This is a genomic window from Achromobacter sp. JCM 18799 (assembly GCF_055395645.1).
The window spans coordinates 1,645,149-1,667,449 of sequence record NZ_AP043866.1 but is presented as its reverse complement, the minus strand read 5'-3'; the positions used below and the strand labels follow the sequence as shown (position 1 = coordinate 1,667,449).

Sequence of the window (22,301 nt, the reverse complement as noted above, 5' to 3'; positions counted from 1 at the left end):
GCTGCCGGCGCGCGCTTCAGCCTCCGGCCGGCAGCACGTGCAGTCCGGTGCGCTTGACGAATTCCTCGTAACTGATGGGCGGCCCGGCCTTGGTGCTGGCGGCGTTGGCCTGCCAATGGACCCAGGAGCGTCCCGTGGTCGCGTCGTACACGACCTTGTAGATGTAGGTGGGCACGGCCACGCCCGCGCCTATGGTCTTGGGCTTGTCGGCATAGACGGGGCCGGTGAAGACGTACACGTCGCCCGCGGCGCGCATCACGTACTTGCGCGTGTCCTGTTCGATGCTGCTCCAGGCGCCGCCGTTGTGAATCTGGTCCTGCGGCACCATGTTGGCCAGCGAGAAGCTCTGCGCCATCGCCTCCGGCGTGGACATATCGCCTGCCGGCGCCATGTGGCCGCGCGAATAGCCGGAGCCGCGGTAGTCGTCCAGCTCGGCCCGCTCGGCGCGCGGCAGCCGCGCTTCGGCGTAGAACTTGTCGGTGCGGCGCATGCCCTGGGCCTGGGTCAGCATCTGGCGATTCAGGCGTTCCGCCACGAATACCGGCGTCTTGGTCTGCCCGTCGTGCAGGATGGCGAAGGCCGAGAAGCACACCTCCCGCAGCTTCTGGCCGCCCGGGACTTCCGGCGGGCGCGAATGCGGAAAGAACTGCCGGCATTCGGCAAACATCGTTTGAACAGGCGCCCCTGTCCGCGCTGCGGTCGGCACCGCCACGGGCGCCGCGGGCTGGCGTTGCTGCGGCCAGCCCAGGCGCGTGATGACTTCCTGCACCGGCGCCGGAATCCGCCACTGCGGATTCAGCATATAGGTGGCCGCGCCGAAACTCGCCAGCGACGAGAACAGCAGGGCCTTCAGGAATCGGGGGAAACGGCCGCTGGATCGGGATCCGGCCCGGGCTTTGGATCTGCTTGGGGGACTTCTCTTCTTGGAAGCGGGTGTCTTCGCGCGCGTCATTACTACCTGTGAGCTACTGCCCGATTGCAGTTGGCAATCGGCACCGCCCCGGATTGTAGATGAGTGGCAAATTTGCCACTTGCACGGATTCTTTCGTTTCCCGAGATGACTGCGAGGTCCGGTGTTGCATGATGCGCAACACGGCTTGTGACAGTAGTTACGCTATGTTTCCATGAGGCATTTCCCACGTAGAATTCTTGCTGGCCGCGGCGATTGCTGCGGCGCGATACCCACGCGTTCAAGATGTACGTCGATCTCCTCACCCTTTACTTCATCATTATCGGAACGCTGCTCGCCAGTGCAGGCCTGACGTTCTGGGAGCATCGGACCCATCCCAGCCGCAGCGGATCATTGCGCATCCTGGCGGCGGGTTTCGCCACGCTGGCCGTGGGCTGCACTGTCGCGCTGTTTCGCGCGAGGCTTCCCAGCCCGCTGGGCTCGGCCGTCGCCAATCTCATTGTCCTCAGCGGCTATCTCCTCCTCATGAACGGCGCGGCCTCGTTGAGCGGCAGGCGCCACCGCGGCGCTTCCATTGGCCTGCTGGTCGTCATGGCGCTGATCTGGCTGGCGGCCGGCACCCAGCGGGAGGACCTGGTCTGGAAGTACATCAGTGCATTCCCGATCGCGCTGGTCAGCGGCGTGACCGCTTGGGAACTGCTGCGCTGCCAGTCGCTCAGGTCGTTGACGCCGCTGCGCATCGCAACGGCGGCGGTAACCATCCACGCACTGGTCTATGCCGCGCGCGCCTTCATCCTGCCGTGGTGGGTGGCGGAGCACGGGCCGGCCATACACCTGACCGCCAGCACCCTCACCATGTACGAAGGCGTGCTGTATTCGATCGTGCTGCCGATGACGCTGCTCAAACTGATCCGCGAGGAGACCCATGGCCAGCTGCTGCGAGAGTCGCAGACGGACTATCTGACCCGCCTGGGCAATCGCCGCTGGTACTTCGAACAGGGCGCACGCATCATCGAGGGCGGGGCAGGGCGCGGACCGGTTGCGGTGCTGGCCTTCGATCTGGACCAGTTCAAGGCCATCAACGACAGGTACGGCCACCAGACGGGCGATCAGGTGTTGAAATTCTTCGCGGATAGCGCGCGTTGCGTGTTGGGCGACGATGTGTTGCTTGCCCGCATCGGCGGCGAAGAGTTCGCCGCGCTGCTGTCCGGCCCCGACGCGCGCCGCGCCACGGTGCTGGGCGCGGCCGTGGCGCAACGCTTCGCCGTGACGGTGTCCGGGCGGGACGACAGCCTGGGCATACCGGCCACCGTCAGCGTCGGGCTGGCGCAGTTCGAGGACAAGGTTCCGCCTTTGGCCGACGCGCTGGCCGCGGCCGACCGGGCGTTGTATCAGGCCAAGGCGCTGGGCGGCAACCGGGTGGAACTGGCGGATGCCGCCGCAAGCGCGGTGAACTGCTGACCACAGCCGGCGCGGATCAGGTCCGGCGCCGCGACCTGGGCCTGGGCGCCACCCCCATCCGCGGATCCCGCGCCAGCGCAAGCCGCGCCATCAGCGCTGCGGTCGTCTCGAAGTCCTCGTCGGTCTGGGGCAGGTACAGCCATTTCCCCAGCACCGGATGCACGCGCAGGGCTGGGAACTCCGCCAACAGCGCCTCATGGCGCTCCCGCGAGGTGCAGACCAGCAGGCCGCTCCAGGGATCCTCGCGATCGGCCGCGACCAGATACAGCAGGCCGTCCAGATACGCCGCATCGCAGCCGAACATCTTGCGGCGCAGGTAGCCGGCATCGCGCTCCAGCGGTTCCAGGATCCAGAGCAGCGAATTGAGGTGGACGGCCCGTTGTTTCGGGGGCGGGGCGAATGGGTCTGATCGGTTGCGCATAAGGTGACTGCTGGCGGGACGGGTTGCGGCGGGAACCCAAGAATAATGGTAATAATGGTGCCGGATTAAAGTTTCGACTGCGAGGGGATAGCGTGCATTGCTCTAGATGCGGAGCCGCCCACAAGGGCAAGAACAGCGTATGCGACGAATGCGCAAGAGTGCTGGGCAACATGCCCAGCAAGAACATCTTCGCATCGGACACCGGCAGTTTTTCGACGGACCAGACGCCGCCAGCGGTGACGAGTCCGCAGCCGGCCGTGAATCCGCAGCCCGCCGCCAGTCCGCCAGCTGCCGCGGCCTCTCGCGGCAGCTGGGCTGAAGCATTCCAGCGCTACCACATTGTGCCCCTGCGGCTGCGCGGCAAGCCCGTCAAGACGGTCTGGCTGTTGGCTGCCGGCGCGGCAGGCTTGGCGATCACCGCCCTGGGCGTCTACGCCTGGGGGATGTCGACGTGGTGGTTCATCCTGATTTTCCTGAGCCTCATCAGCCTGGACACGGGGCGTGACCTGAATCGCATGCGCTACTCGCGGTTTTTAATGATGTGCAGCCTGGAGGCCAATCGCGCCGGCGAGGTTTTCTACACGGAGATTGGCGGCCAGTGCCCGGTGTGCGATGGGGAATTGAAGCTAAGGGAGATCGGTCCGAAGCGCCATAAGGAGACGATGGCGGTGTGCTGCGTGAATGGCAGCCACCGCTGGCGATTCGATCCCCGCGTGCTCGGCGATCTTTGAGGTCTGTGTCCGGCGCAACCCGTCGGGCGTAGTCCGGCCGGCGGGGCCGGTCCCGCCGCGCTGCCTATAATGGCCCCGATCCTCGCTTCGACGGCAATCTTGCCGTGTTTCATGTCCTCTTTGCCTCTACGCGTGCTGTCGGTCATTCCGCCGATGACGCAGCTCAATACTCCGTATCCGTCCACCGCCTACCTGACCGGCTTTCTGCGGTCGCGCGACGTGACCTCGTTCCAGGAAGACCTGGCGCTGGCCCTGGTGCTGCGCCTGCTGTCGGCCGACGGCCTGCGCGCCGTGGCGGAACGCGTCGCCGCCTTGCCGGCGAACAAGCACAGTCCCGCGGTCCAGTCCTTCGTGGCGCAGCAGGCGCGCTACCTGGCGACCATCGGGCCGGTGATCGCCTTCCTGCAGGGCCGCGATTCGACGCTGGCGCACCGCATCGTCGGCCGCCATTTCCTGCCCGAGGGGCCGCGCTTCAGCTCGCTGGACGCGTATCTGGACGAAGACGGCGGCGATCCGCTGGGCTGGGCCTTCGGCGCCCTGGGCCTGCATGACCGCGCCAAGCACCTGGCGACGCTGTATCTGAACGACCTGGCCGACGTGCTGCGGGACGCGGTGGATCCGCGCTTCGAGTTCGTGCGCTATGCCGAGTCGCTGGCGGGCAGCCAGCCCACGTTCGACCCGCTGGCCCAGGCGCTGGCGGCGCCGCCCACGCTGGTGGACGACATGCTGCGCAGCCTGACCGCGGAAGCGCTGGCCCGCCACACGCCCACCGTGGTGCTGCTTTCCGTACCGTTTCCCGGCGCGGTCTATGCCGCCTTCCGCATCGCCCAGACCATCAAGGCACACGATCCCGGCATCGTCACCGTGTTGGGCGGCGGCTTCGTCAACACCGAACTGCGCGAACTGAAGGACCCGAGGGTCTTCGATTACTTCGACTACGTGACCCTGGACGCGGGCGAGCGTCCCTTGCTGTCGCTCCTGGAACACCTGCAGGGCAAACGCTCGCGCCAGCGTCTGGTGCGCACCTTCCTGCGCGATGCGGACAGCGGCGCGGTGCGCTATGTGAACATGGTCGAACCCGATATCGCCTTTGCCGAAGTGGGTACGCCCACCTGGGACGGGCTGCCGCTGGACCGCTACCTGTCGCTGCTGGACATGCTGAATCCCATGAACCGGCTGTGGAGCGACGGGCGCTGGAACAAGCTGACCGTGGCGCATGGCTGTTATTGGAAGAAATGCAGCTTCTGCGACGTCAGCCTGGACTACATCGGCCGCTACGAAGGCGCATCCGCCGCGGTGCTGGCCGACCGCATCGAGGCCATCGTGCGCGAAACCGGGCAGACCGGCTTCCATTTCGTCGACGAGGCCGCGCCGCCCAAGTCGCTCAAGGCGCTGGCGACCGAGCTGATTGCGCGCAATACCGATATTTCATGGTGGGGCAACATCCGCTTCGAAAAGACCTTCAGCCCCGAACTCTGCGAACTGCTGGCCGACAGCGGCTGTATCGCAGTATCGGGCGGCCTGGAGGTCGCCTCGGACCGCCTGCTGAACCTGATGAAGAAGGGCGTCTCGGTGGATCAGGTGGCGCGGGTCACGCGCGCCTTCACCGACGCCGGCATCCTGGTGCATGCCTACCTGATGTACGGCTTTCCCACGCAGACCGTGCAAGATACCGTGGATGCGCTGGAGTACGTGCGGCAACTGTTCGACAATGGCTGCATCCAGAGCGGCTTTTTCCACCGATTCGCCTGTACAGTGCATTCGCCCGTGGGGCAGAACCCCGAGGAATACGGCGTTACCCTCAAGCCCTTGCCGCCGATCACCTTCGCCAAGAACGACGTCGGCTTCCATGACCCGACCGGCGTGGATCACGACGCGCTGGGCCGCGCGCTGAAGAAGGCCATCTACAACTACATGCATGGCATCGGGCTGGACGAGGACGTGCGTAGCTGGTTCCCGTTCCATGTGCCGAAGACCACGGTATCGAAGCACCGGATCGGCCGGGCATTGAGCCAGCGCGGGTAGGGCGGCGCGCCACCCCTATAATCCGCAGCACGGAAATGACCGTCGGAGCGGCGATGGCAGTGCTGGTGGTCGGAGCAAGCGGAGCAACGGGGCGGCTGCTCGTGAGGCAGCTGCTCGATCGCGGGCAGCAAGTCCGGGCCATCTTGCGGTCTCCCGGCGCGCTTGCGGACCTCGCCGGCGATGCCAGGCTGTCGCTCATACAGGCCAGCGTCCTGGACCTTGGCGACGCCGAGATGGCCCGGTGCGCCAGCGGCTGCACAGCGGTGCTGTCCTGCCTGGGCCACAACATGACCCTGAAGGGCATGTACGGCGCGCCTCGCAGGTTGGTGGCGGATGCGGCCCGACGCTTGTGTACGGCGATCCGGGCGAACCGGCCGGACGCGCCGGTCAGATTCGTGCTCATGAACACGGCGGGCAACAGCAACCGCGATCTGGCGGAGCCTGTTTCGTTCGGCCAGAAATGCGTGGTCGGGTTCGTGCGTCTGCTAGTGCCGCCACACGCCGACAACGAACAGGCTTCGGATTATCTGCGCACGCAAGTGGGCCAGGCTGACGGCATGGTCGAGTGGGCCGTGGTCCGGCCCGACAGCCTGCGCGATGGCGCCGCAGCCACCGGCTATGAGGTGCATCCTTCGCCCACCCGCAGCGCCATCTTCAACGCAGGGGCGACAAGCCGCATCCATGTGGCGCACTTCATGGCCGAGCTGGCCACCGACGCGGCCACATGGAACCGGTGGAAGGGGCGGATGCCGGTGATCTACGACCAGGGCATGGCCTAGCCGGACTGGATCGCGACGCCGCCCTAACGCAGCAGCACATCTTCGTAGAACGCGCCGATCGGCCGCTGCGCATCGCGCACCTGGATCTCCAGCACCCAGATGCCGTCGGCGGGCACGAAGTCCGCCTGCGCCAGCAAATGTTTGCCGTACAGCGCATGCGGGAAATCCGACACCCGGTGTCCGGGAATCTCGCGCACCAGTTCGCAGCCATGCTCGCGTGCATATTCCGAGGCGCGGTCGTATAGCGCGGCTCCCGTCAGGCCTTCCAGCCATGCCAGGCGTGCGCGCCGGAAGACCTCGCGAGCGGCCTCGGCGCAGCGCAGGCGGTCCGCATCCGCGCCCAGCACGAAGGTGTCGCCGTAGTCGCCCTCGTGGCCGTCCCACACCGGGCCGATGTCCAGTACGAAGATGTCGTGCGCCTGCAGCTTGCGGTCGTAGTCGGTGCGCTGGACGGGCGGCGATTGCGTGTCCGGGCCGAAGCGCACATAGGTCGGGTGCCAGTTGTTGGATGCTCCCATTTGACGCAGGTGCTCGTCCGCCGTGGCGATGGCCTCGCGCGTGGTCATGCCGGGGCGCATCAGCGCGGCGATTTCCGCCACCGCCTGCATGGATCGCCGGCGCGCGTCCAGGATGCCTGCCAGCGTATAGCGCGGACTGAGGCGTTCCCAGGGGTGCGCCTCGCGCTGCGGCGCGACGCTGGCCGCGTCCCCGGCTGCGGGGTGGAAGGCTTCGGAACGGTAGCGGTCGGCGGGCAGGCCGGCCGCCAGCAGGCGGTCGCGGGCAGCCTGCACCATTGCGGGATTGCCGCAGGCGTAGACCAGGCTGCGGGACCAGTCATGGTCCGCGGCGATGGCGGCGTCCTGCACGTGGCGGCGGGGCCGGCCATCTGCGCTGTCGGCCTGGGACAGCACCGCATGCCACTGGAACCCCTCGCCCTTGCCCTGCAAGGCATCCAGCATCTGCCGGGCGTAGCAATCGTCCGGCGTGCGTCCGCCCCAGTACAAAGTCACCGTCTTCAGCGCGCGGCTTTGCAACGCTGCCATAAGGATGGGAGCCACGCCCGCATAGCCCGTGCCGGTGGCCAGCAGCACCAGGTGATCGATGCCGGCAGGCATCTCTGCGGGCCAGGTGCAGCCGCCTTGCGCGCCGTCCAGGGTCAGCATGTCGCCGGGCTGGAGACCGGGAAGAATGCCATCGGTGAAGGCGCCGCCGGGCATGCGGCGGATGTGGAACTCCAGCCGGGCAGGCCCCGCCGCGCCGGGCGCATTCGCTATCGAAAAGTTGCGGCGGGCGCCGCCGTCCAGGATCAGCCGGGCATGCTGGCCGGGCAGGTAGCCGTAGTCGGCCCCGTCCTGCAACTCGACGATGAGCTGGGTGACGTCCGGCGCCAGCGGCAGGCGTGACGCCACGCGGGCGCGGCGCGGCGGCCTGGGTTCTTCGGGGGCGCGCCAATGCGGGAAGCGCAGCGTCAGGTCGCTGGCGGCGCGGCACTGGCACATCAGCAACTCGTCGCTGGCGGTCTGGTAGCTGCCGTCCGCGGGCGGGGCGATACGCTCATAGCTGCCCGCCACGACCACGGCGCGGCACGAGCCGCAGGCCCCGCGCTGACAGGAGAAGGGCACGGGTATCCCCTGGGCCAGCGCTGCCTCCAGGATCGAGGTCGTGCCGTCCGCGACGAAGGGGCCGGTCTCCAGGGTGATGGTGTGGCAGGGCGCAGTGACGGTCATGGCGGGTTCCAGGAAATTTGCCCCGCTAGGGGCTCAGGCAGTCAATCTACCGATAGAATGGCTACATGGAATAGAGCCATTTCTGCCAATATGAACAAGCCACTTTCCGTAGCGCAGTCAGGCGCGAAACGCCAGGAAGCCAGCCTGGATCTGCCGATGGACGCCGCGCGGCCCGGGGAATCCAAGCAGGCCTGGGTCTACCGCGAGATCCGAGAACGCATACTGAAGGGCGCGCTGCCGTCTGGTGCGCGCCTGCCGTCCACGCGCAGCCTGGCCGGGCGCTGGCACATTGCGCGCTCCACGGTCGAGGCTGCCTACGATCAATTGCGCAGCGAAGGCTATACCGCGGGCACGGTCGGTTCGGGCACTCATGTGGCGGCGGTGATTCCGGACAACTTTTTCCGGGCGGGGTTGCCGGGCGAGGGCGCCGCAACGTCCCAGACCCCGGGGCCGCGCCCGGCAACGCAAGCAGGCGGGCCAACGGTCGGCGCACCCGGGTCCGGCCCGCACATGGCCGCGATCTTCGCGCCGACGCAGCCCAACTCCCAGTTCTATTCCCGCAGCGCCGACGCCGCGCTCTTTCCCATGGAACGCTGGCGCAAGGGGCTGATGACCAGCGCGCGGCGCGTCACGCCGGCCCAGCTTGCCAACGATGAACCACAAGGCTGGCGCCCCTTGCGCGAGCAGATCGCCCGCTACCTGGGCGCGGCCCGCGGCATCAGCTGCGATCCGGACCAGGTCATCGTCCTGGGCGGCATCCGCGACGGCCTGGACCTCTGCGGCCATCTCCTGCTGCAGCCGCAGGACAAGGTGCTGATCGAGGATCCGGGCTACCTGAACGCCGAACCCATCTTCGGCCAGTACACGCGGCACATCGTTCCCTTGGCCATCGACGCCGAAGGTTTTCCGGTGGCGCAGGCGCGGCGCCAGCGCGGCGTGAAGCTGGTGCACGTCACGCCCGCGCACCAGGCGCCCACTGGCGCCACCATGTCCGTGTCCCGCCGTCTGGAGCTGCTGGACTGGGCTGCGCAGGCCGGCTGCTGGATCGTCGAGGACGACTACGACAGCGAATTCAGCTACGACGGCGCGCCGCTGGCGGCCCTGAAAAGCCTGGACACGGCCGACCGCGTCATCCATTGCGGCAGTTTCAACAAGACCCTGTTCAACGCGCTGCGCATCGGCTATGCGGTGGTTCCCAAGGAATTGGCGGCCGCTTTCGTGCAGGCGCGCCGCCGCGCGGGGCGCTCGCCCAGCATCATCGAGCAAATGACGCTGGCGGCGTTCCTGCAGGACGGCAGTTTCGCGCGCCACGTGCGCAAGGCGCGCGGCGTGTACGCGCGACGGCGCGACGCCGTGCTGCGCGCCTTGCGCCAGGCCGTCGGCAACGATGCGTTACGCGTCGGTGGCGAGCACGCGGGCTTTCACCTGCTGTGGTGGCTGCCTCCCGGCTGGGATGTGGCGCAGGCCGTGGCGGCGGCGCGGGCCGCGGGCGTGGGCATGCAGCCGGTGGCGGACTTCTGCCGCAAGGTGGATCTGGCGCCGGGCGTGGTGGTGGGCTATAGCACGGTGCAGGAAGACGCCCTGCTGAAGCTGGGAACGCTGCTGGCGCAAACCGCGCCAGGCGCGGGCCAGCAGCAGGATCCGGGCTTGCTGCGCCGCCTGCTGCGCGTCAAGGACCGCATGGACGCGGCCTCGCACGAGGCCTGGCCGGTGGAGCGCCTGGCCGAGGTCAGCGGCATCTCCAAGGCCCATTTTGCGCATTCCTTCAAGCGCGCCTTCGGCCTGCCGCCGCACCGCTATCTGCTGACGCGGCGTATCGAGCAAAGCGTGGCCATGCTGCGGGACACGGAGCGGAGCGTCACGGAAATCGCCTACGCCACCGGCTGGGAAAGCCTGGGCACCTATAGCCGCATCTTCCGCGACATTACCGGTCTCAGCCCCAGCGCCATGCGGGCGCAGGCGCGGGGGGGAACGCCGCCGTTGGACCGCATGCCCGGTTCCGTTGCGAAGGCCGCGCAGCGCCCCGATCTCAACATCGCTGTTTTGGAGAAGCGCCGCCGCGAGGCCGACGGTAAATTGCCGCCATTAACCAAGGAGGTCTCATGAACTCAGGCATCAATGTGGCGGGCATATACGTGGATGATCAGGATGCGGCGCTGGCTTTCTACGTGGACAAGCTCGGATTCCATGTCCACACGGACGTGCGCAACGGACCGTACCGCTGGCTGACGGTCCAGCATCCGGACCAGCCCTCGTTCCAGCTCGGCCTGTTCGCGCCCGGCCCGCCCATCCACGACGAGGCCACGGCGCAGACCTTGCGCGCCATGGTGGCGAAGGGGGCCATGCCGCCCCTGGTCCTGCATGTGGCCGACTGCCGCGCAGACTATGCCCGGTTGCAGGCCCTGGGCGTCGAGTTCACGCAGGAACCCATCGAACGCTACGGCAGCGTGGACGCGGGCTTTCGCGATCCGGCGGGCAATGGCTGGAAGATGATCCAGGCGCCGCGGGGCGCGACATGACAGCCGGCCTCGGGCGCTGGCGGCGCGTTCAGTAAGTGATCCGCACCGAAGCCGCACTGCGCTGTGCGCCCGCGCGGGTGACGGCTTCGATGTTGTTGCCGTCCGGGTCCAGCACAAACGCGGCGTAGTAGCCGGGATGGTAGGCGGCGCGCTCGCCCGGTGGGCCGTTATCCCGGCCGCCGTGCGCCATCGCCGCCTTGTAGAAGGCATCCACCATGGCCTGGTCTTCCGCCTGGAAGGCCAGGTGGATGCGGCCGGTGAGTTCGCCCTGCACCTCGGCGCTGCCGCGCGACGAAATGAACAGCTCGTCCGTCCAGAAGTCTGCGCCGTCGGAGCCGCCGATGGGAATCTTCAACGCATCGAAGACCGCCGTGTAGAACGCCTTGCTGGCGGGCAGGTCGCGCACGACCAGCCCGATGTGATCGATCAAGCGGCCCTTGTGTCGTTCTTTCTGCGCCATGAATCGCTCCTGGCTTTGGCAGTGGGAGAAGAATCAGCGATGTGAGACTACGCCTGGCGGCGCCATGTTTCAAGGCGCCGCACAGCCATTCGGGCGCGTGGCGATGCCCGCTCAGTCCTGGCCGGCCATGGCCCGCATGGGCTGGCAGGTCAGTTCCTTTTCTTCCTCTCCGAAATCCGCCATGTCCTTGCGCGCCTTGGTGTAGGCGCGCAGATACTCCGCATCGAATGCCAGCGAAGACACGCCGGACTCGCGCGTTGCCGACTGCTGCCGCTTCTTCAGGATCTCCAGCAGCTCAGGGGTGAGCACCTTGCAATACTCCATGATGGCGTGGATCTGGGCCAGGGAGGTGGCCCGCTCCAGGTTCTGTTGCGCCAAGGCGGTTGCCGCGGGCAGCGACAGCACGGCGGCGGCGATCCAGGCGGCCGGTTTTAGCAGGGGATGGGGCATTGCGGGCCAAGTCCGTTCAAGAAGCAAGAGCCCGCATTTAACACGATCTTTGGTGGCGCCCGCTTCGACGCGCCGGGAAATGCGGCCGTCGGTCTACAATTCGTCCCGCTCCATCCGGGGGCTCAGGCTGTCTGTACGTGTAGTGTCGATAAAGGTCCACCCATGCGTCTGAACCAGTGCCAGAACTTCCACGACTTTCGCCGCATGGCCCGCCAGCGGCTGCCAGGCCCCATCTTCAATTACATCGACGGCGCCGCCGACGATGAAACCACCTACCGCCGCAACACCGCGGCCTTCGAATCCTGCGACCTGCTGCCCGACGTGCTGCGCGGCGTGGCGGAGGTGGACATGTCGGTGACGGTCATGGGCCAGAAGCTGGCGCTGCCTGTCTATTGCTCGCCCACCGCCTTGCAGCGCCTGTTCCATCATGACGGCGAACGCGCCGTGGCCGCCGCCGCGGGCAAGTTCGGCACCATGTTCGGCGTGTCCTCGCTGGGCACCGTCAGCCTGGAAGAAGCCCGCAAGATCAGCGGCGGCCCCCAGGTCTACCAGTTCTACTTCCACAAGGATCGCGGCCTGAACCGCGAGATGATGGCCCGCGCCAAAGAGGCCGGCGTGCAGGTCATGATGCTGACCGTGGACAGCATCACAGGCGGCAACCGCGAGCGCGACAAGCGCACCGGCTTCGCCATTCCGTTCAGGCTCAACCTGGCCGGCATCGCGCAGTTCGCCATCAAGCCCGCCTGGGCGCTCAACTACCTCACCCACGAACGCTTCCGGCTGCCGCAGCTGGACACCCACGTCGACATGGGCGGCGGCGCCATGTCCATCAGCCGCTACTTCACCGACATGCTGGACCCGGCCATGACCTGGGACGACGTCGCCGCGATGGTGCAGGAATGGGGCGGGCAATTCTGCCTGAAGGGCGTGATGTCGGTGGAAGACGCCAGGCGCGCGGCCGACATCGGCTGCACCGGCATCGTGCTGTCCAACCACGGCGGCCGCCAGTTGGACGGATCGCGCAGCGCCTTTGACCAGCTCGCGGAAATCGTCGACGCGGTCGGCGACCGTATCGACGTGATGATGGACGGCGGCGTGCAGCGCGGCACTCACGTGCTCAAGGCCCTGGCGCTGGGCGCCAAGGCAGTGGGCCTGGGCCGCTACTATTTATTCCCGCTGGCGGCCGCGGGCCGGCCGGGCGTGGAGCGCGCGCTGGAACTGATGCGGGTCGAGATCGAGCGGGCCATGAAGCTGATGGGCTGCAGGACCGTCGCCGAACTGCAGCGGCGGCACCTGCGGTTCCGCTGATCGGGCATCGCGGTTCGCGGATCGGGCAGGATAGGCCGCGATCCGCGGGCTTGCGCTTCAGAACGCGATCTTCACGCCGAGCTTGCCGTTGAAGTTCTGGCCATCGCCTCTCAGGCTGATCTCCGAGCCCACGCTGCCGTACATGGAGACATTGCGTTTGACGCCCACGTCCGCGCCCAGGTTCAGTTGCACCGATGCGCCCTTCATGTCGGCCCGGAACGGTACATAGCCGTTCTGTGATGAGAACTCGGTGGTCGGATTGGTCAGGAATTCGTTGACGAGGCTGGCGCGCAGCCAGGTCGTCGCGACCCGCTTGCCGTCCGGCCCGGGATCCAGTTCCACTGTGCGCGCCAGGCGCACTCCCAGGCGGCCCCTAAGGCTGTCTACGTCGTTGAAGCGGATCTTGGCGGCGCCGTCGTTGGCATCGTTGAGGTTGACATTCTGGAACACCAGTTGCGCCTGCGGCTCGATCACCCATTCGTCGTTCAGGCGGAACGGATAGCCGCCTTCCAGCGAGGTCGCGAAGCCGAAGCCGCGCGTGTCCAGGTTGTAGCCCGCGGGCGAGCGGCCGTTGTCCACGTCGTAGCGCGTGCCTTGGATCACCGCGTCGACATACCAGCCTTCCTTGCCGATATGCGTCCAGTAGCCGCCCAGCGTCACGCCGTTCATGGCCGCCTGGCCGGCCGAGCGGCCATCCAGGTGGTCGACGTCGGCTGTGGCGCGGCCGAAGGCGACATAAGCGCCGGCATGGTCCATGCTGCCGTTGGCGTTGGCGCGGCGATAAAGGTCCACGCCGGATTGCAGGCCATAGATCTTGTAGTCGTAGTCCGGGCCTCGGGATCCCAGGATGCCCGAGTTGCTGCCGTTGCGCTCGCCTGTCACGCCGATGACGCGGCCCCATGCCAGGGAATTGCTGCCGGTCGGCGTGGAGGGCAGGGCGTAGCGCGCCTCGCCGATGCGTTCATGCAGCGAGTCGAGGAAGGTCGAACCGTAGCGCAAGGCCAGCTCCGGCGTCGCCACGGCCGTGGAGACTTCGGGCCGGTAGTTGGGCGGTGCGGGCGGCACGGGCGTGGGCGGGTTGGGCGGCACCGGCGGCTCGGGCGGGTTCGGTGGAACCGGGGGCTCGGGGTTCTTGCACGCGGGATTGCTGGGCGCGGCGGCGCAATCCACCGTCGATCGCAGGTACCAGTTCTGCAGCCCGCTGCCGTCCACGCTGGAGCGTTGCAACGTATAGGCATACGGGCCCGCGGCGACGTAGCCGCCGGCATTACCTAGCGTGAACGCGCTGGTGGCCGTGGTGCCGCCATTGACGGCATCGACCAGCAGAATGCCGTTGCCGGTAGTCACGGCGCCCGCGCCGCCGGCGTTGGCGACGATCAGTGAAGACGAGCCGGAGGCCGTGCCGCCATTGATCACCAGGCGGTCTGACGGCGAACTATCGTCGCCGAGCAAGGTGTTCATCGCGATTCTGCCGCCCTGGCCTGCATAGTTCGGCGTCGTCAGCGTGGTGCCGGGCGTGGTGCCGGTGCCCATGTTGATGAGGCCGGCATTGGTCACGCCGGCCACAGTCTGGTTGTAGCCGCTCAGATCGAGCGTACCCGCTGCCGCCACGTTCACGGCTGAGTTGGGACTCAGCGTGGAGACCGCGCCCGCGCGCAGCACGCCGTTATTGACGTTGGTCGGACCGCCATAGGTGTTCTGCGCAGTCAGGATCGTCGTGCCGGTGCCGTTCTGATTGACGGTGCCGCTGCCGGAGATCAGGCCGGCGAACGTGACCGCGTCGGAGCGATTGAAGCTTAGCGCGCCGCTGTTGGCCACGTCGCCCAGGATGGCGCCGGATGTGCCGCCATTGCCCAATTGGAGCGTGCCTGCGGAAATGGTGGTGCCGCCGGTATAGGTGTTATCTGCGGTCAGGATGGTGGTGCCGGTGCCGATCTGGTTGACCGTGCCGCTGCCGGATATCAGGCCGGGGAAGGTCTGGATATCAGCGCGGTTGAAGGTCAATGCGCCGTTGTTGGACACGTCGCCCAGGATGGCGCCGGACGTGCCGCCATTGCCCAGCTGGAGCGTCCCTGCGGAAATGGTGGTGCCGCCCGTGTAGGTATTGTTTACCGTCAGGATGGTGGTGCCGGTGCCGATCTGGTTGACCGTGCCGCTGCCGGATATCAGGCCGGGGAAGGTCTGGATATCAGCGCGGTTGAAGGTCAATGCGCCGTTGTTGGACACGTCGCCCAGGATGGCGCCGGACGTGCCGCCATTGCCCAGCTGGAGCGTCCCTGCGGAAATGGTGGTGCCACCCGTATAGGCATTGTCCGCTGTCAGGATGGTGGTGCCGGTGCCGATCTGGTTGACCGTGCCGCTGCCAGAGATCAGGCCGGGGAAGGTCTGGACGTCGGCGCGGTTGAAGCTCAGCGTGCCGTTGTTTGCGACGTCGCCCAGGATGGCGCCAATGGTGCCGCCGTTGCCCAGCTGCAGCGTACCTGCCGAGATCGTGGTGCCGCCGGTGTAGGTATTGTCGGCGGTCAGAATCGTGGTGCCAGAGCCGATCTGGTTGGCCACGCCGCTGCCGGATATCTGGCCGGCGAAGGTCACTACGTCGGAACGGTTGAAAGCCAGGACTCCATTGTTTGCCACATTGCCCACGATGGCGCCCGACGCGCCGCCGTCGCCCAATTGCAGGGTGCCTGCGGCAATCGTGGTGCCGCCGGTGTAGCTGTTGTTGCCTGTCAATACGGTGGTCCCGGTGCCGATCTGGTTGACCACGCCACTGCCCGAAATCTGGCCTGCGAGCGTCATGGTGTCCGAGCGGTTGAAGGTCAGCGCTCCGTTGTCGACCACATTGCCGAGGATGGCGCCCGAGGTGCCGCCATTGCCCAGCTGCAGCGTACCCGCCGAGATCGTGGTACCGCCGGTGTAGGTATTGTCGGCGGTCAGGATCGTGGTGCCAGAGCCGATCTGGTTGACTCTGCCGCTGCCGGAGATCAGCCCGGGGAAGGTCTGGACGTCGGAGCGGTTGAACGTCAGCGCGCCATTGTTCGCGACGTTGCCCAGGATGGCGCCCGAGGTGCCGCCGTTGCCCAGCTGCAGCGTGCCGGCCGAGATCGTAGTGCCGCCGGTGTAGGTGTTGTCCGCCGTCAGGATGGTCGTGCCCGCGCCGATCTGGTTGACCACGCCGCTACCGGAGATCAGGCCAGGGAATGCCACGGTATTGGAGCGATTGAAGGCCAGCGCCCCATTGTTGGTCACGTTGCCCAGGATGGCGCCCGAACTGCCGCCATCGCCCAGTTGCAGCGTGCCCGCAGAGATCGTGGTGCCTCCCGCATAGGCATTGTTGCCTGTCAGCACCGTGGTGCCGGCGCCGATCTGGCTGACCGAACCGCTGCCGGAAATCTGGCCTGCGAACGTCAGGGTGTTGGAGCGATCGAACACCAGCGCCCCATTGTTCGCTACGTTGCCGACGATCGCGCCCGTGGTGCCGCCATTGCCCAACTGCAAGGTTCCAGCCGCGATGGCGGTGCCGCCGGTATAGGTGTTGTTGGCCGTCAGTATCGTGGCGCCCGTGCCATTCTGGTTGACCACGCCGCTGCCCGAGATCAGGCCTGCGAACGTCACGCTGTCAGTGCGGTTGAAGTTCAGGATGCCGTTGTTTGCGACGTTGCCCACGATGGCGCCGCTGGTGCCGCCATTGCCCAATTGCAGCGTGCCGCCGGCGATCGTGGTACCGCCCGTGTAATTGTTGTTGGCGGTCAGTATTGTGGTGCCGTTGTAGGTGCTGAGCTTGCCCGCGCCGGTGATGCCGGGAGTAAACACATAGCCGGCGGTGTTGGTGTGGTTGAACACCAGTCCGCCTGTTGCGCCCAGGGTCAGGCTGGGACTGGGGCCCGTCAACGACAGCGTGCCTGGGGCCGCCGCAGCGGCCAGCGCGGCAGCGCCGATATTGATGACGCCTTGTGAACTGGCCGCTCCGCCAACCACGGCGCTGGTCGCACTGACCACGGCATCGTTCGAAATGGTCACGGCGCCGTTGCCCGAAGCGCCCACGCTGAGTTGAGCGCTGCTGTTCCACTGCGTGCCAGCGCCGCTGACCGTCACCACGCCCACGCTGCCCGGGTCGTAGCCGACAACGGCGGCCGCATTGCTCACGACCGCGCTGTCGCTGATCTGCAGCGTGCCGTTGCCGGTCTGGCCCACGCGCATGAAGCCGGTAGTGTTCAGCTGCGATCCCAGGCCGCTTACCGTAACGGTGCCGGTGCCGCCCGCCGCCACGCCCACATAAGTGTTGGTCGTGCTTCTGACGACACCGCCGTTCGAAACACCCAGCGTGCCCGTGCCCGAGAACCCTACGGACAGGCCAGCGCTGTTCGTCCATTGCGCTCCCGTGCCGCTCACCGTCACATGGCCGGTGCTGCCGACCTGCCGGCCGATGAAGCCGGATCCGTTGGACACCACGCCGGTCGCGCCAATCTGCAGCGTGCCGGTACTAGTGTTGCCTACCGTGAGGGAACTGGCTCCCAGGTTCCAGGGCGAACTCTGCGACCCGGGAACGGTGACTATCGATCCGCCGTCGATGGTCTGGGAGTAGGCGGGGAAAGCGCCCAACGCGATCAGGAATGCGCTGGAAAGCTTGAATGACAAGCGGACGTCAATTGGTGACAAGGGCTGCATCTTCTCTACTCACTTAATCAAAAGAAATTCAGTGAAGTGATCGTCTGCGCGTAATGCCTGCCAATTGAATTTGCCGGTGGGTGAACAACCGACGAGGGCAGGCAACAAGAATAAGCCTGTTTATCGTTGTTGTTACAACAATAAATAGGGTCATATAACGACGCGCAGGAATGTGTGGCTTCCCGTCTACTCAGACGGCAGCCATGGAGGTGCGGTGAAAGTGCCGGGCGATCAGGGAACCGAAGCGATTCCGATCAGAGGCGGGAAATGGACGGAGGCTGAACCCGGGCGCGCGCGCAAGGCGGTGCGACGGCAGACGAGGCCGAGGGGGAGAGGGGACGTACAGGCAACGCGCATGGCAGATCGAACCGACAAAAAAATGCCTAGCCTCAGTAGTTCTGTTCCATGGCAGAGCTGCTTGGACCTCCGGATTCAGCACATGGTCTGGAAATGCACGAACGAGGGTTTTGCAAAGGAGGTCAGGTTCAGATTAGTGCTGGAAAATCCAGGCGCGATTGATGCAAATCAATGGTCTCGCGCGACGCGCGCTTAATCAGCTGTTTATGCGCAGAGCACTGTCGGGTTCCCACAACCGATAGCAATACTGTTGCGGATTGCAGCGATAGTGCGTGGCGCGGCGTTCGGTGTTCGAGCCGCTCAGGCGCCGGTCCGGCGCAGCAGGCCGGCCGGTGTGCACTGGCTCAGCAAGGGGTCGCCGGCTTCCATAAGCACCGGTTCGACAGGCAGGCGCAGGCGCGGCAGCAGCCGCGCCAGCAGCATTTCGCAATCGCGCCGCAAATAGCTTTGTTCGCCCGTCAGTTTGCCGATGGCGCGCGCCCATGCCGAATCCCGCGCCAGCACCAGCAGCGCGAGATGGCCGTTGCCGGCGTCGCGCAGCAGCCAGACGCCGGTGGCGGCGCGCAGTAGCGGATCCAGCGTGTCGGCGAATTTGCGCAGTTCGGATTCACTGAGACCATGCGGTTGGTAGCGCGCGTGGCCGTCCTCGGTCTGGAGTTGCCGCTGCAGCCTGTCCGCCTCCACCCGCCAAGCTTGCGCTTGGCTGGCATCACCGCGTCGTAGCGCCGCTGCCGTCAACTGGCGCAGGCAGGGCTGGCGATGGAGGCCGGGTTGCTCGATGGCTTGCTGCCATAGCGCCTCGGCGCCTGCTTCCAGGCGCGAAGTCTCGGCGTTGGTCTGGTGGGCAGCCCGTCGTAGCTGTAGCGCGGCCAGTTGGCACAGCGTGGGCAGGTGGCCGGGATGATCCTGCAAATTCTGTTCGAGCATGGCGGCGGCGCCGTCCGCGTCGCCGGTCAGCGTGTCGGCGTACCAGGCCATGCGCGCCCGTTCGTCGGCCGACAGTGTGCGCAGGCGCTGCTTGCGCAGCAGCTCGTGATGGCCGGCAATGGCTTCGTCGCTTTCATTTTGCGCCTCGCGGGTGGCCTGCTCAATGGCGTCGCGCTGCGATTCATCCAGCGTACGGGCCAGGGGCAGGCGCTGGTCGGCCAGCCATGCTTCAGCGGCATTGGGCGCGGCGCGGCGCCAGGGCAGGGGACTGGCGCTGGCTGCATGCAGCGCGGCCAGACGGTCCGACAGGGAAGGATGCGTGTCGTCATCGGCGGTCGGGATGCACAACGCCTGATGCAGCCAGGCCTGCGCTTCGGCCTCGTCGCGAGGGCAGGGCAGCTCGGCCGCACCGGCCAGCCGCGCATGTGGCGAGGGCGGCTGTGCGTCAGAGGCTTGTGCGTAGACGTCCGGCCAATACTCGCGCAAGGCCCGGCCCTGCAAGGACACGGCCAGCAGCGCGCTCGCTGCGGCATCGGCGCCACAGGCTAGCGCAGACTGCGCATCGGCCTCGTACTCGCACTCCCGCGCGAAATCCAGGCTCGCCGCCAGAAAGCGCGGCACGTGCCAATTCATGAATAGGCGCAGCGGTCCCGTCGACAGCCCCTTGCGCCGTTCCAGCTGCCTTGCGGCTTCTTGCCATTGCAGGCGCGCAAAGTACACCCGGCTGGCGTAACGCCCGTGGCTGCCCGCGATATGCGCGCATTCATGCGCCAGGATGGCGCGGCAGGACTCGGCCGAGAGCATCTCCAGCAGCGGCTGTCCCAGCCACAGCACGTTGCGCGTGCGGCCCAGCAGGCGCCGGTGCTGCCGGATGCTGGCGTTGAACTCGCCGTTCAGGTAGACGGCATCCAGCGCCGGCGCACCCAGGCGGGCGCGCACTTGCTCGATCTCGCGGAACAGCGCGGGAGCGTCTTCGGGTTGCAGGCGTATGCCGTCCTCCGCGCCTGGCGGGCGCGCGGCAAAAGGCAGCCGCAGCATCGCCCAGCCCGCGAACGGCAGGGGCAGCGTCAACGCCGCCGCAGCCATGCCCAGCACTCCCGGCAAGGCTGCGTACAGCCATGCGGGCGCCGTGCATAGCGCCACGCCGGCGCCCGCCAAGGCGGCATCGCCCAGCCATAGCCGGGCAGACAGCTTCAATCCCGACAGGCTGCCGCGCGCCATGCTTACTGCGCGGCCGGCTTGGGCGGCAGGTCTTCGGCCGACACGCCGCCGCGGCCCAGATAGGCGCCGAACACCGTGCCTATGGTCTTGACCAGGCTGTGCGAGTTCATCACCTGAGCCTGGATGTCTTCGATGTCCTCGTCGTCCGGCTGCAGGCGGCAGGCATGCTGCGCCCATTCGATCGCGGCAAAGCGGTTCTTCTTGGCGCCGCGGCCATGCGTGTAGGCCAGCGCGATCTCGGCGCTGGCGCGCCCGGCGCGCCAGTCGTCGTCTTCCTCGACCAGCGGGCGCAGGTAGGCGCGCACGCCTTCCTGCTGCTCCTGCTCGGTGCCGTGGTCGCGCAGCAGCACGCCGATGCGCAGGCGGGCCAGCGCCTCCGCGCGCGGCTCCTCGCGTGCGCCTTGCAGCAGCCACAACACCCGGTCCAGGTTCTCGCGGCGCGAAAAGTCCATCTCGCCGTCGAAGATATTGCGATGGGCCATGTTGTACTTCGCCAGCGGCGAACCGTCCTCCACCGCGCGCGCCAGCCACTGGTCGCGCACTTCGTTGTCCAGGTAGCTGTCGGGCGTGTTGTCGCGGAACCCACGGTGGATGTCGTACATGCTGCAGGCGGCGTCCGGCACGCGCCGATCCGCCAACTGCCGCGACAGGAAATAGCCCTGCTCATGGTCGCCGCCATCCCATAGCATCGCGGCGGCCGCCAGCACGTTGAAATCGTCATCCATCTGGTCCGCCGCCAGCACCGCTGCGCGGTCCAGCAGTTGCTGAGCTCGCGCCGGATCCTGAGCAAAACCCCAGCGGCCGAACTGATGCGCCACGGCCGCCAGCGCATGCGCCGTGGCCACTTGATCCCAGCCGCACATGCGTTCCAGCACGCGCTTGAACGCGCCGTCGTCGTCGGGCTGGTGATGGATGATGCTCACATGCGCGAAGCTGCGGAACGGCCCGTCCACCTGCGCGAAATACTCGTTCGGCCCGAATGCCGCCACGCTTTGGCCATGCAGTGCGCGGGCGCGCGCCTGGTCCTGCAGCGAATAGCTGGCGAACTGCGCGTAGTAGCCCAAGGCCATGCCACGCTCGGTGGGCCGAAGCTCGCGCGCCAGGAACGACTCGAAAATGCGGCGGTACTCGTCGACCGCCTCGGTGTCGTCCGGTTCCGGATAGCTGTCCAGCGAGTCATAAATCCCGATCCAGCGGATTGCATTGCGCTGCGGCTCCGTCAGCGCCGCGCATAGCGGGCCGCCGGCCATGCCGTCGATGTCCTCGTAGCTGCCGCCCCAACGCGGTTGCAGGTACTGCGCATAGGCCGTCAACGCGCCCAGATGCCCGGGCCGCAGTTCCAGCGCACGCAGCAGCCAGTAATCCTTGGCCTGCTCCATTTCGTGCTCGGCGCGCGGCGCCAGCCAGGCCGGCAAGGCTTGCGGCGCCTGCGCGAGTCGCGGCACGCCCACTGACGCCAGATGCGCCAGCGCCGCATCCATCAGGCCTTCTTCCTCGATGTCGTCATGCGTCAAGGTCGCGGGCGGATTACCCGTGAACAGCGCGCGCAGCCAGTAGGGTTCCTTGAAATGCGCGGCCAGCTGCATCATCGTCACGCAGGCTGCAATCGGGCGCGGAGAAAGCGCCATCGCCTGCAGCAGCGCCGCCGCGGAGCTTTCGCAAGCCAGCGCCGCGCCCAGCCAACGGTCCTGGGTCACGCTGTCCGCCCAGCCATAACCGCGTATATCGGCCGCGCGGCCATAGCAGAAATTGCCCATCACCAACTGCGCGTGATACGAGTCCGGGCAGGCGGCGATCCAGGCTTGCAGAAAGTCCGAAGCGTCCTGGTACGACACGGTCGAATAGTCGAACAGCGTGCCGGAATTGGCCGCCTCGAAATAGGGCGCGCCGGGGTTTTCCGTGTCCGCCCAGTCTTGCTGTTCCAGGTCGGCGTAATAGGCGTCGAGCTGCGCGTAGGCGCGGGATTGAACCAGGGCGCGGACGTCGCGGCGGATGGAGGAGAGGGATTGCAAGGAGGCACCTGATGAAAGGGACGTGATTTACCCGCGGGCGGGGCGGGCAGATGATGCCTGAGTTGGGCGCAAGGTTGTGAAACCGATGCGACAAAATGACAAAAAATATGACAAATAGAAAACGGGCGATGGCTTTACGTTCGGGCCCTGCTGGGGCCTGGGAAAGAAGGGGCAAAAGCTGCCTTAGTTTCGGAGTTGAACGCCCCGCCAAAAATGACAGTATACGAACATAGATTTCAAAATGTATTTTCGCCGAGGCTGAACAGGCATCGTGCCATCGCCCGCAGCGCCTTGTAGCCAAGACCAAGTTTGGCGCGCAAGGCGGCGC

Annotated in this window: 15 protein-coding genes; 7 read left to right on the top strand and 8 right to left on the bottom strand. The window is 66.8% G+C overall.

Going from position 1 to position 22,301, the window contains the following annotated elements:
- Positions 1 to 16: 16 nt before the first annotated feature.
- Complete coding sequence (locus ACZ5YA_RS07930; RefSeq protein WP_118932126.1) at positions 17 to 952, bottom strand: DNA/RNA non-specific endonuclease; 936 nt, start codon at positions 950 to 952, stop codon at positions 17 to 19.
- Positions 953 to 1,195: 243 nt separating this feature from the next.
- On the opposite strand from ACZ5YA_RS07930, the gene ACZ5YA_RS07925 reads away from it, so the two are divergent.
- Entirely contained in the window at positions 1,196 to 2,371 is a 1,176-nt protein-coding gene (locus ACZ5YA_RS07925; RefSeq protein ID WP_464092334.1) for a GGDEF domain-containing protein, read from the top strand.
- Between the two features lie 16 nt (positions 2,372 to 2,387).
- Here ACZ5YA_RS07925 and ACZ5YA_RS07920 read toward each other — a convergent pair whose 3' ends face one another.
- Positions 2,388 to 2,792, bottom strand: coding sequence for a hypothetical protein (locus tag ACZ5YA_RS07920; RefSeq protein ID WP_464092333.1), 405 nt, complete (start codon positions 2,790 to 2,792; stop codon positions 2,388 to 2,390).
- Positions 2,793 to 2,962: 170 nt separating this feature from the next.
- Between ACZ5YA_RS07920 and ACZ5YA_RS07915 the strand changes: the two genes are divergently transcribed.
- From ACZ5YA_RS07915 to ACZ5YA_RS07905, 3 genes are all read left to right on the top strand, one after another.
- Entirely contained in the window at positions 2,963 to 3,523 is a 561-nt protein-coding gene (locus ACZ5YA_RS07915; protein WP_124260350.1) for a hypothetical protein, read from the top strand.
- Between the two features lie 111 nt (positions 3,524 to 3,634).
- Positions 3,635 to 5,548 carry a B12-binding domain-containing radical SAM protein gene (locus ACZ5YA_RS07910; RefSeq protein WP_187523946.1) on the top strand — a complete coding sequence of 638 codons (1,914 nt, stop codon included), beginning with the start codon at positions 3,635 to 3,637 and terminating at the stop codon, positions 5,546 to 5,548.
- A gap of 101 nt (positions 5,549 to 5,649) precedes the next feature.
- On the top strand, positions 5,650 to 6,327 hold the full coding sequence (locus ACZ5YA_RS07905; protein WP_464092332.1) for an NAD(P)-dependent oxidoreductase: 678 nt from the start codon (positions 5,650 to 5,652) through the stop codon (positions 6,325 to 6,327).
- A gap of 23 nt (positions 6,328 to 6,350) precedes the next feature.
- Here the strand turns inward: ACZ5YA_RS07905 and ACZ5YA_RS07900 are convergent, their stop codons facing one another.
- Complete coding sequence (locus ACZ5YA_RS07900; protein WP_464092331.1) at positions 6,351 to 8,054, bottom strand: M24 family metallopeptidase; 1,704 nt, start codon at positions 8,052 to 8,054, stop codon at positions 6,351 to 6,353.
- Positions 8,055 to 8,144: 90 nt separating this feature from the next.
- Here ACZ5YA_RS07900 and pdxR point away from each other — a divergent pair, with 90 nt between their 5' ends.
- Together pdxR and ACZ5YA_RS07890 are read left to right on the top strand one after the other, a co-directional pair.
- Positions 8,145 to 10,160, top strand: a complete 2,016-nt coding sequence (gene pdxR, locus ACZ5YA_RS07895; RefSeq protein WP_464092330.1) for a MocR-like pyridoxine biosynthesis transcription factor PdxR — start codon at positions 8,145 to 8,147, stop codon at positions 10,158 to 10,160.
- A complete protein-coding gene (locus ACZ5YA_RS07890) occupies positions 10,157 to 10,573 on the top strand; it encodes a VOC family protein (RefSeq protein WP_118932130.1) in 417 nt (138 codons plus the stop codon). Before pdxR ends, ACZ5YA_RS07890 begins: the two co-directional genes overlap by 4 nt.
- A 28-nt stretch (positions 10,574 to 10,601) precedes the next feature.
- Here ACZ5YA_RS07890 and ACZ5YA_RS07885 read toward each other — a convergent pair whose 3' ends face one another.
- Positions 10,602 to 11,033 (bottom strand): VOC family protein, encoded by a 432-nt coding sequence (locus tag ACZ5YA_RS07885; RefSeq protein ID WP_464092329.1) that lies wholly within the window; start codon positions 11,031 to 11,033, stop codon positions 10,602 to 10,604.
- Positions 11,034 to 11,144: 111 nt separating this feature from the next.
- Positions 11,145 to 11,483: a hypothetical protein gene (locus tag ACZ5YA_RS07880; protein WP_059373310.1), complete on the bottom strand. Its 339-nt coding sequence runs from the start codon at positions 11,481 to 11,483 to the stop codon at positions 11,145 to 11,147.
- 162 nt (positions 11,484 to 11,645) lie between these two features.
- Here ACZ5YA_RS07880 and ACZ5YA_RS07875 point away from each other — a divergent pair, with 162 nt between their 5' ends.
- Positions 11,646 to 12,791 (top strand): alpha-hydroxy acid oxidase, encoded by a 1,146-nt coding sequence (locus ACZ5YA_RS07875; protein WP_059373308.1) that lies wholly within the window; start codon positions 11,646 to 11,648, stop codon positions 12,789 to 12,791.
- Between the two features lie 57 nt (positions 12,792 to 12,848).
- On the opposite strand, the gene ACZ5YA_RS07870 is transcribed toward ACZ5YA_RS07875, so the two are convergent.
- The 3 genes from ACZ5YA_RS07870 to ACZ5YA_RS07860 all read right to left on the bottom strand — a co-directional run bounded on the left by ACZ5YA_RS07870 (position 12,849) and on the right by ACZ5YA_RS07860 (position 21,973).
- Positions 12,849 to 17,447: an autotransporter-associated beta strand repeat-containing protein gene (locus ACZ5YA_RS07870; protein WP_464092328.1), complete on the bottom strand. Its 4,599-nt coding sequence runs from the start codon at positions 17,445 to 17,447 to the stop codon at positions 12,849 to 12,851.
- Between the two features lie 666 nt (positions 17,448 to 18,113).
- Positions 18,114 to 19,961 (bottom strand): M48 family metallopeptidase, encoded by a 1,848-nt coding sequence (locus ACZ5YA_RS07865; RefSeq protein WP_464092327.1) that lies wholly within the window; start codon positions 19,959 to 19,961, stop codon positions 18,114 to 18,116.
- Between the two features lie 2 nt (positions 19,962 to 19,963).
- Positions 19,964 to 21,973, bottom strand: a complete 2,010-nt coding sequence (locus ACZ5YA_RS07860) for a DUF4034 domain-containing protein (protein WP_464092326.1) — start codon at positions 21,971 to 21,973, stop codon at positions 19,964 to 19,966.
- Positions 21,974 to 22,301 lie beyond the last annotated feature (328 nt).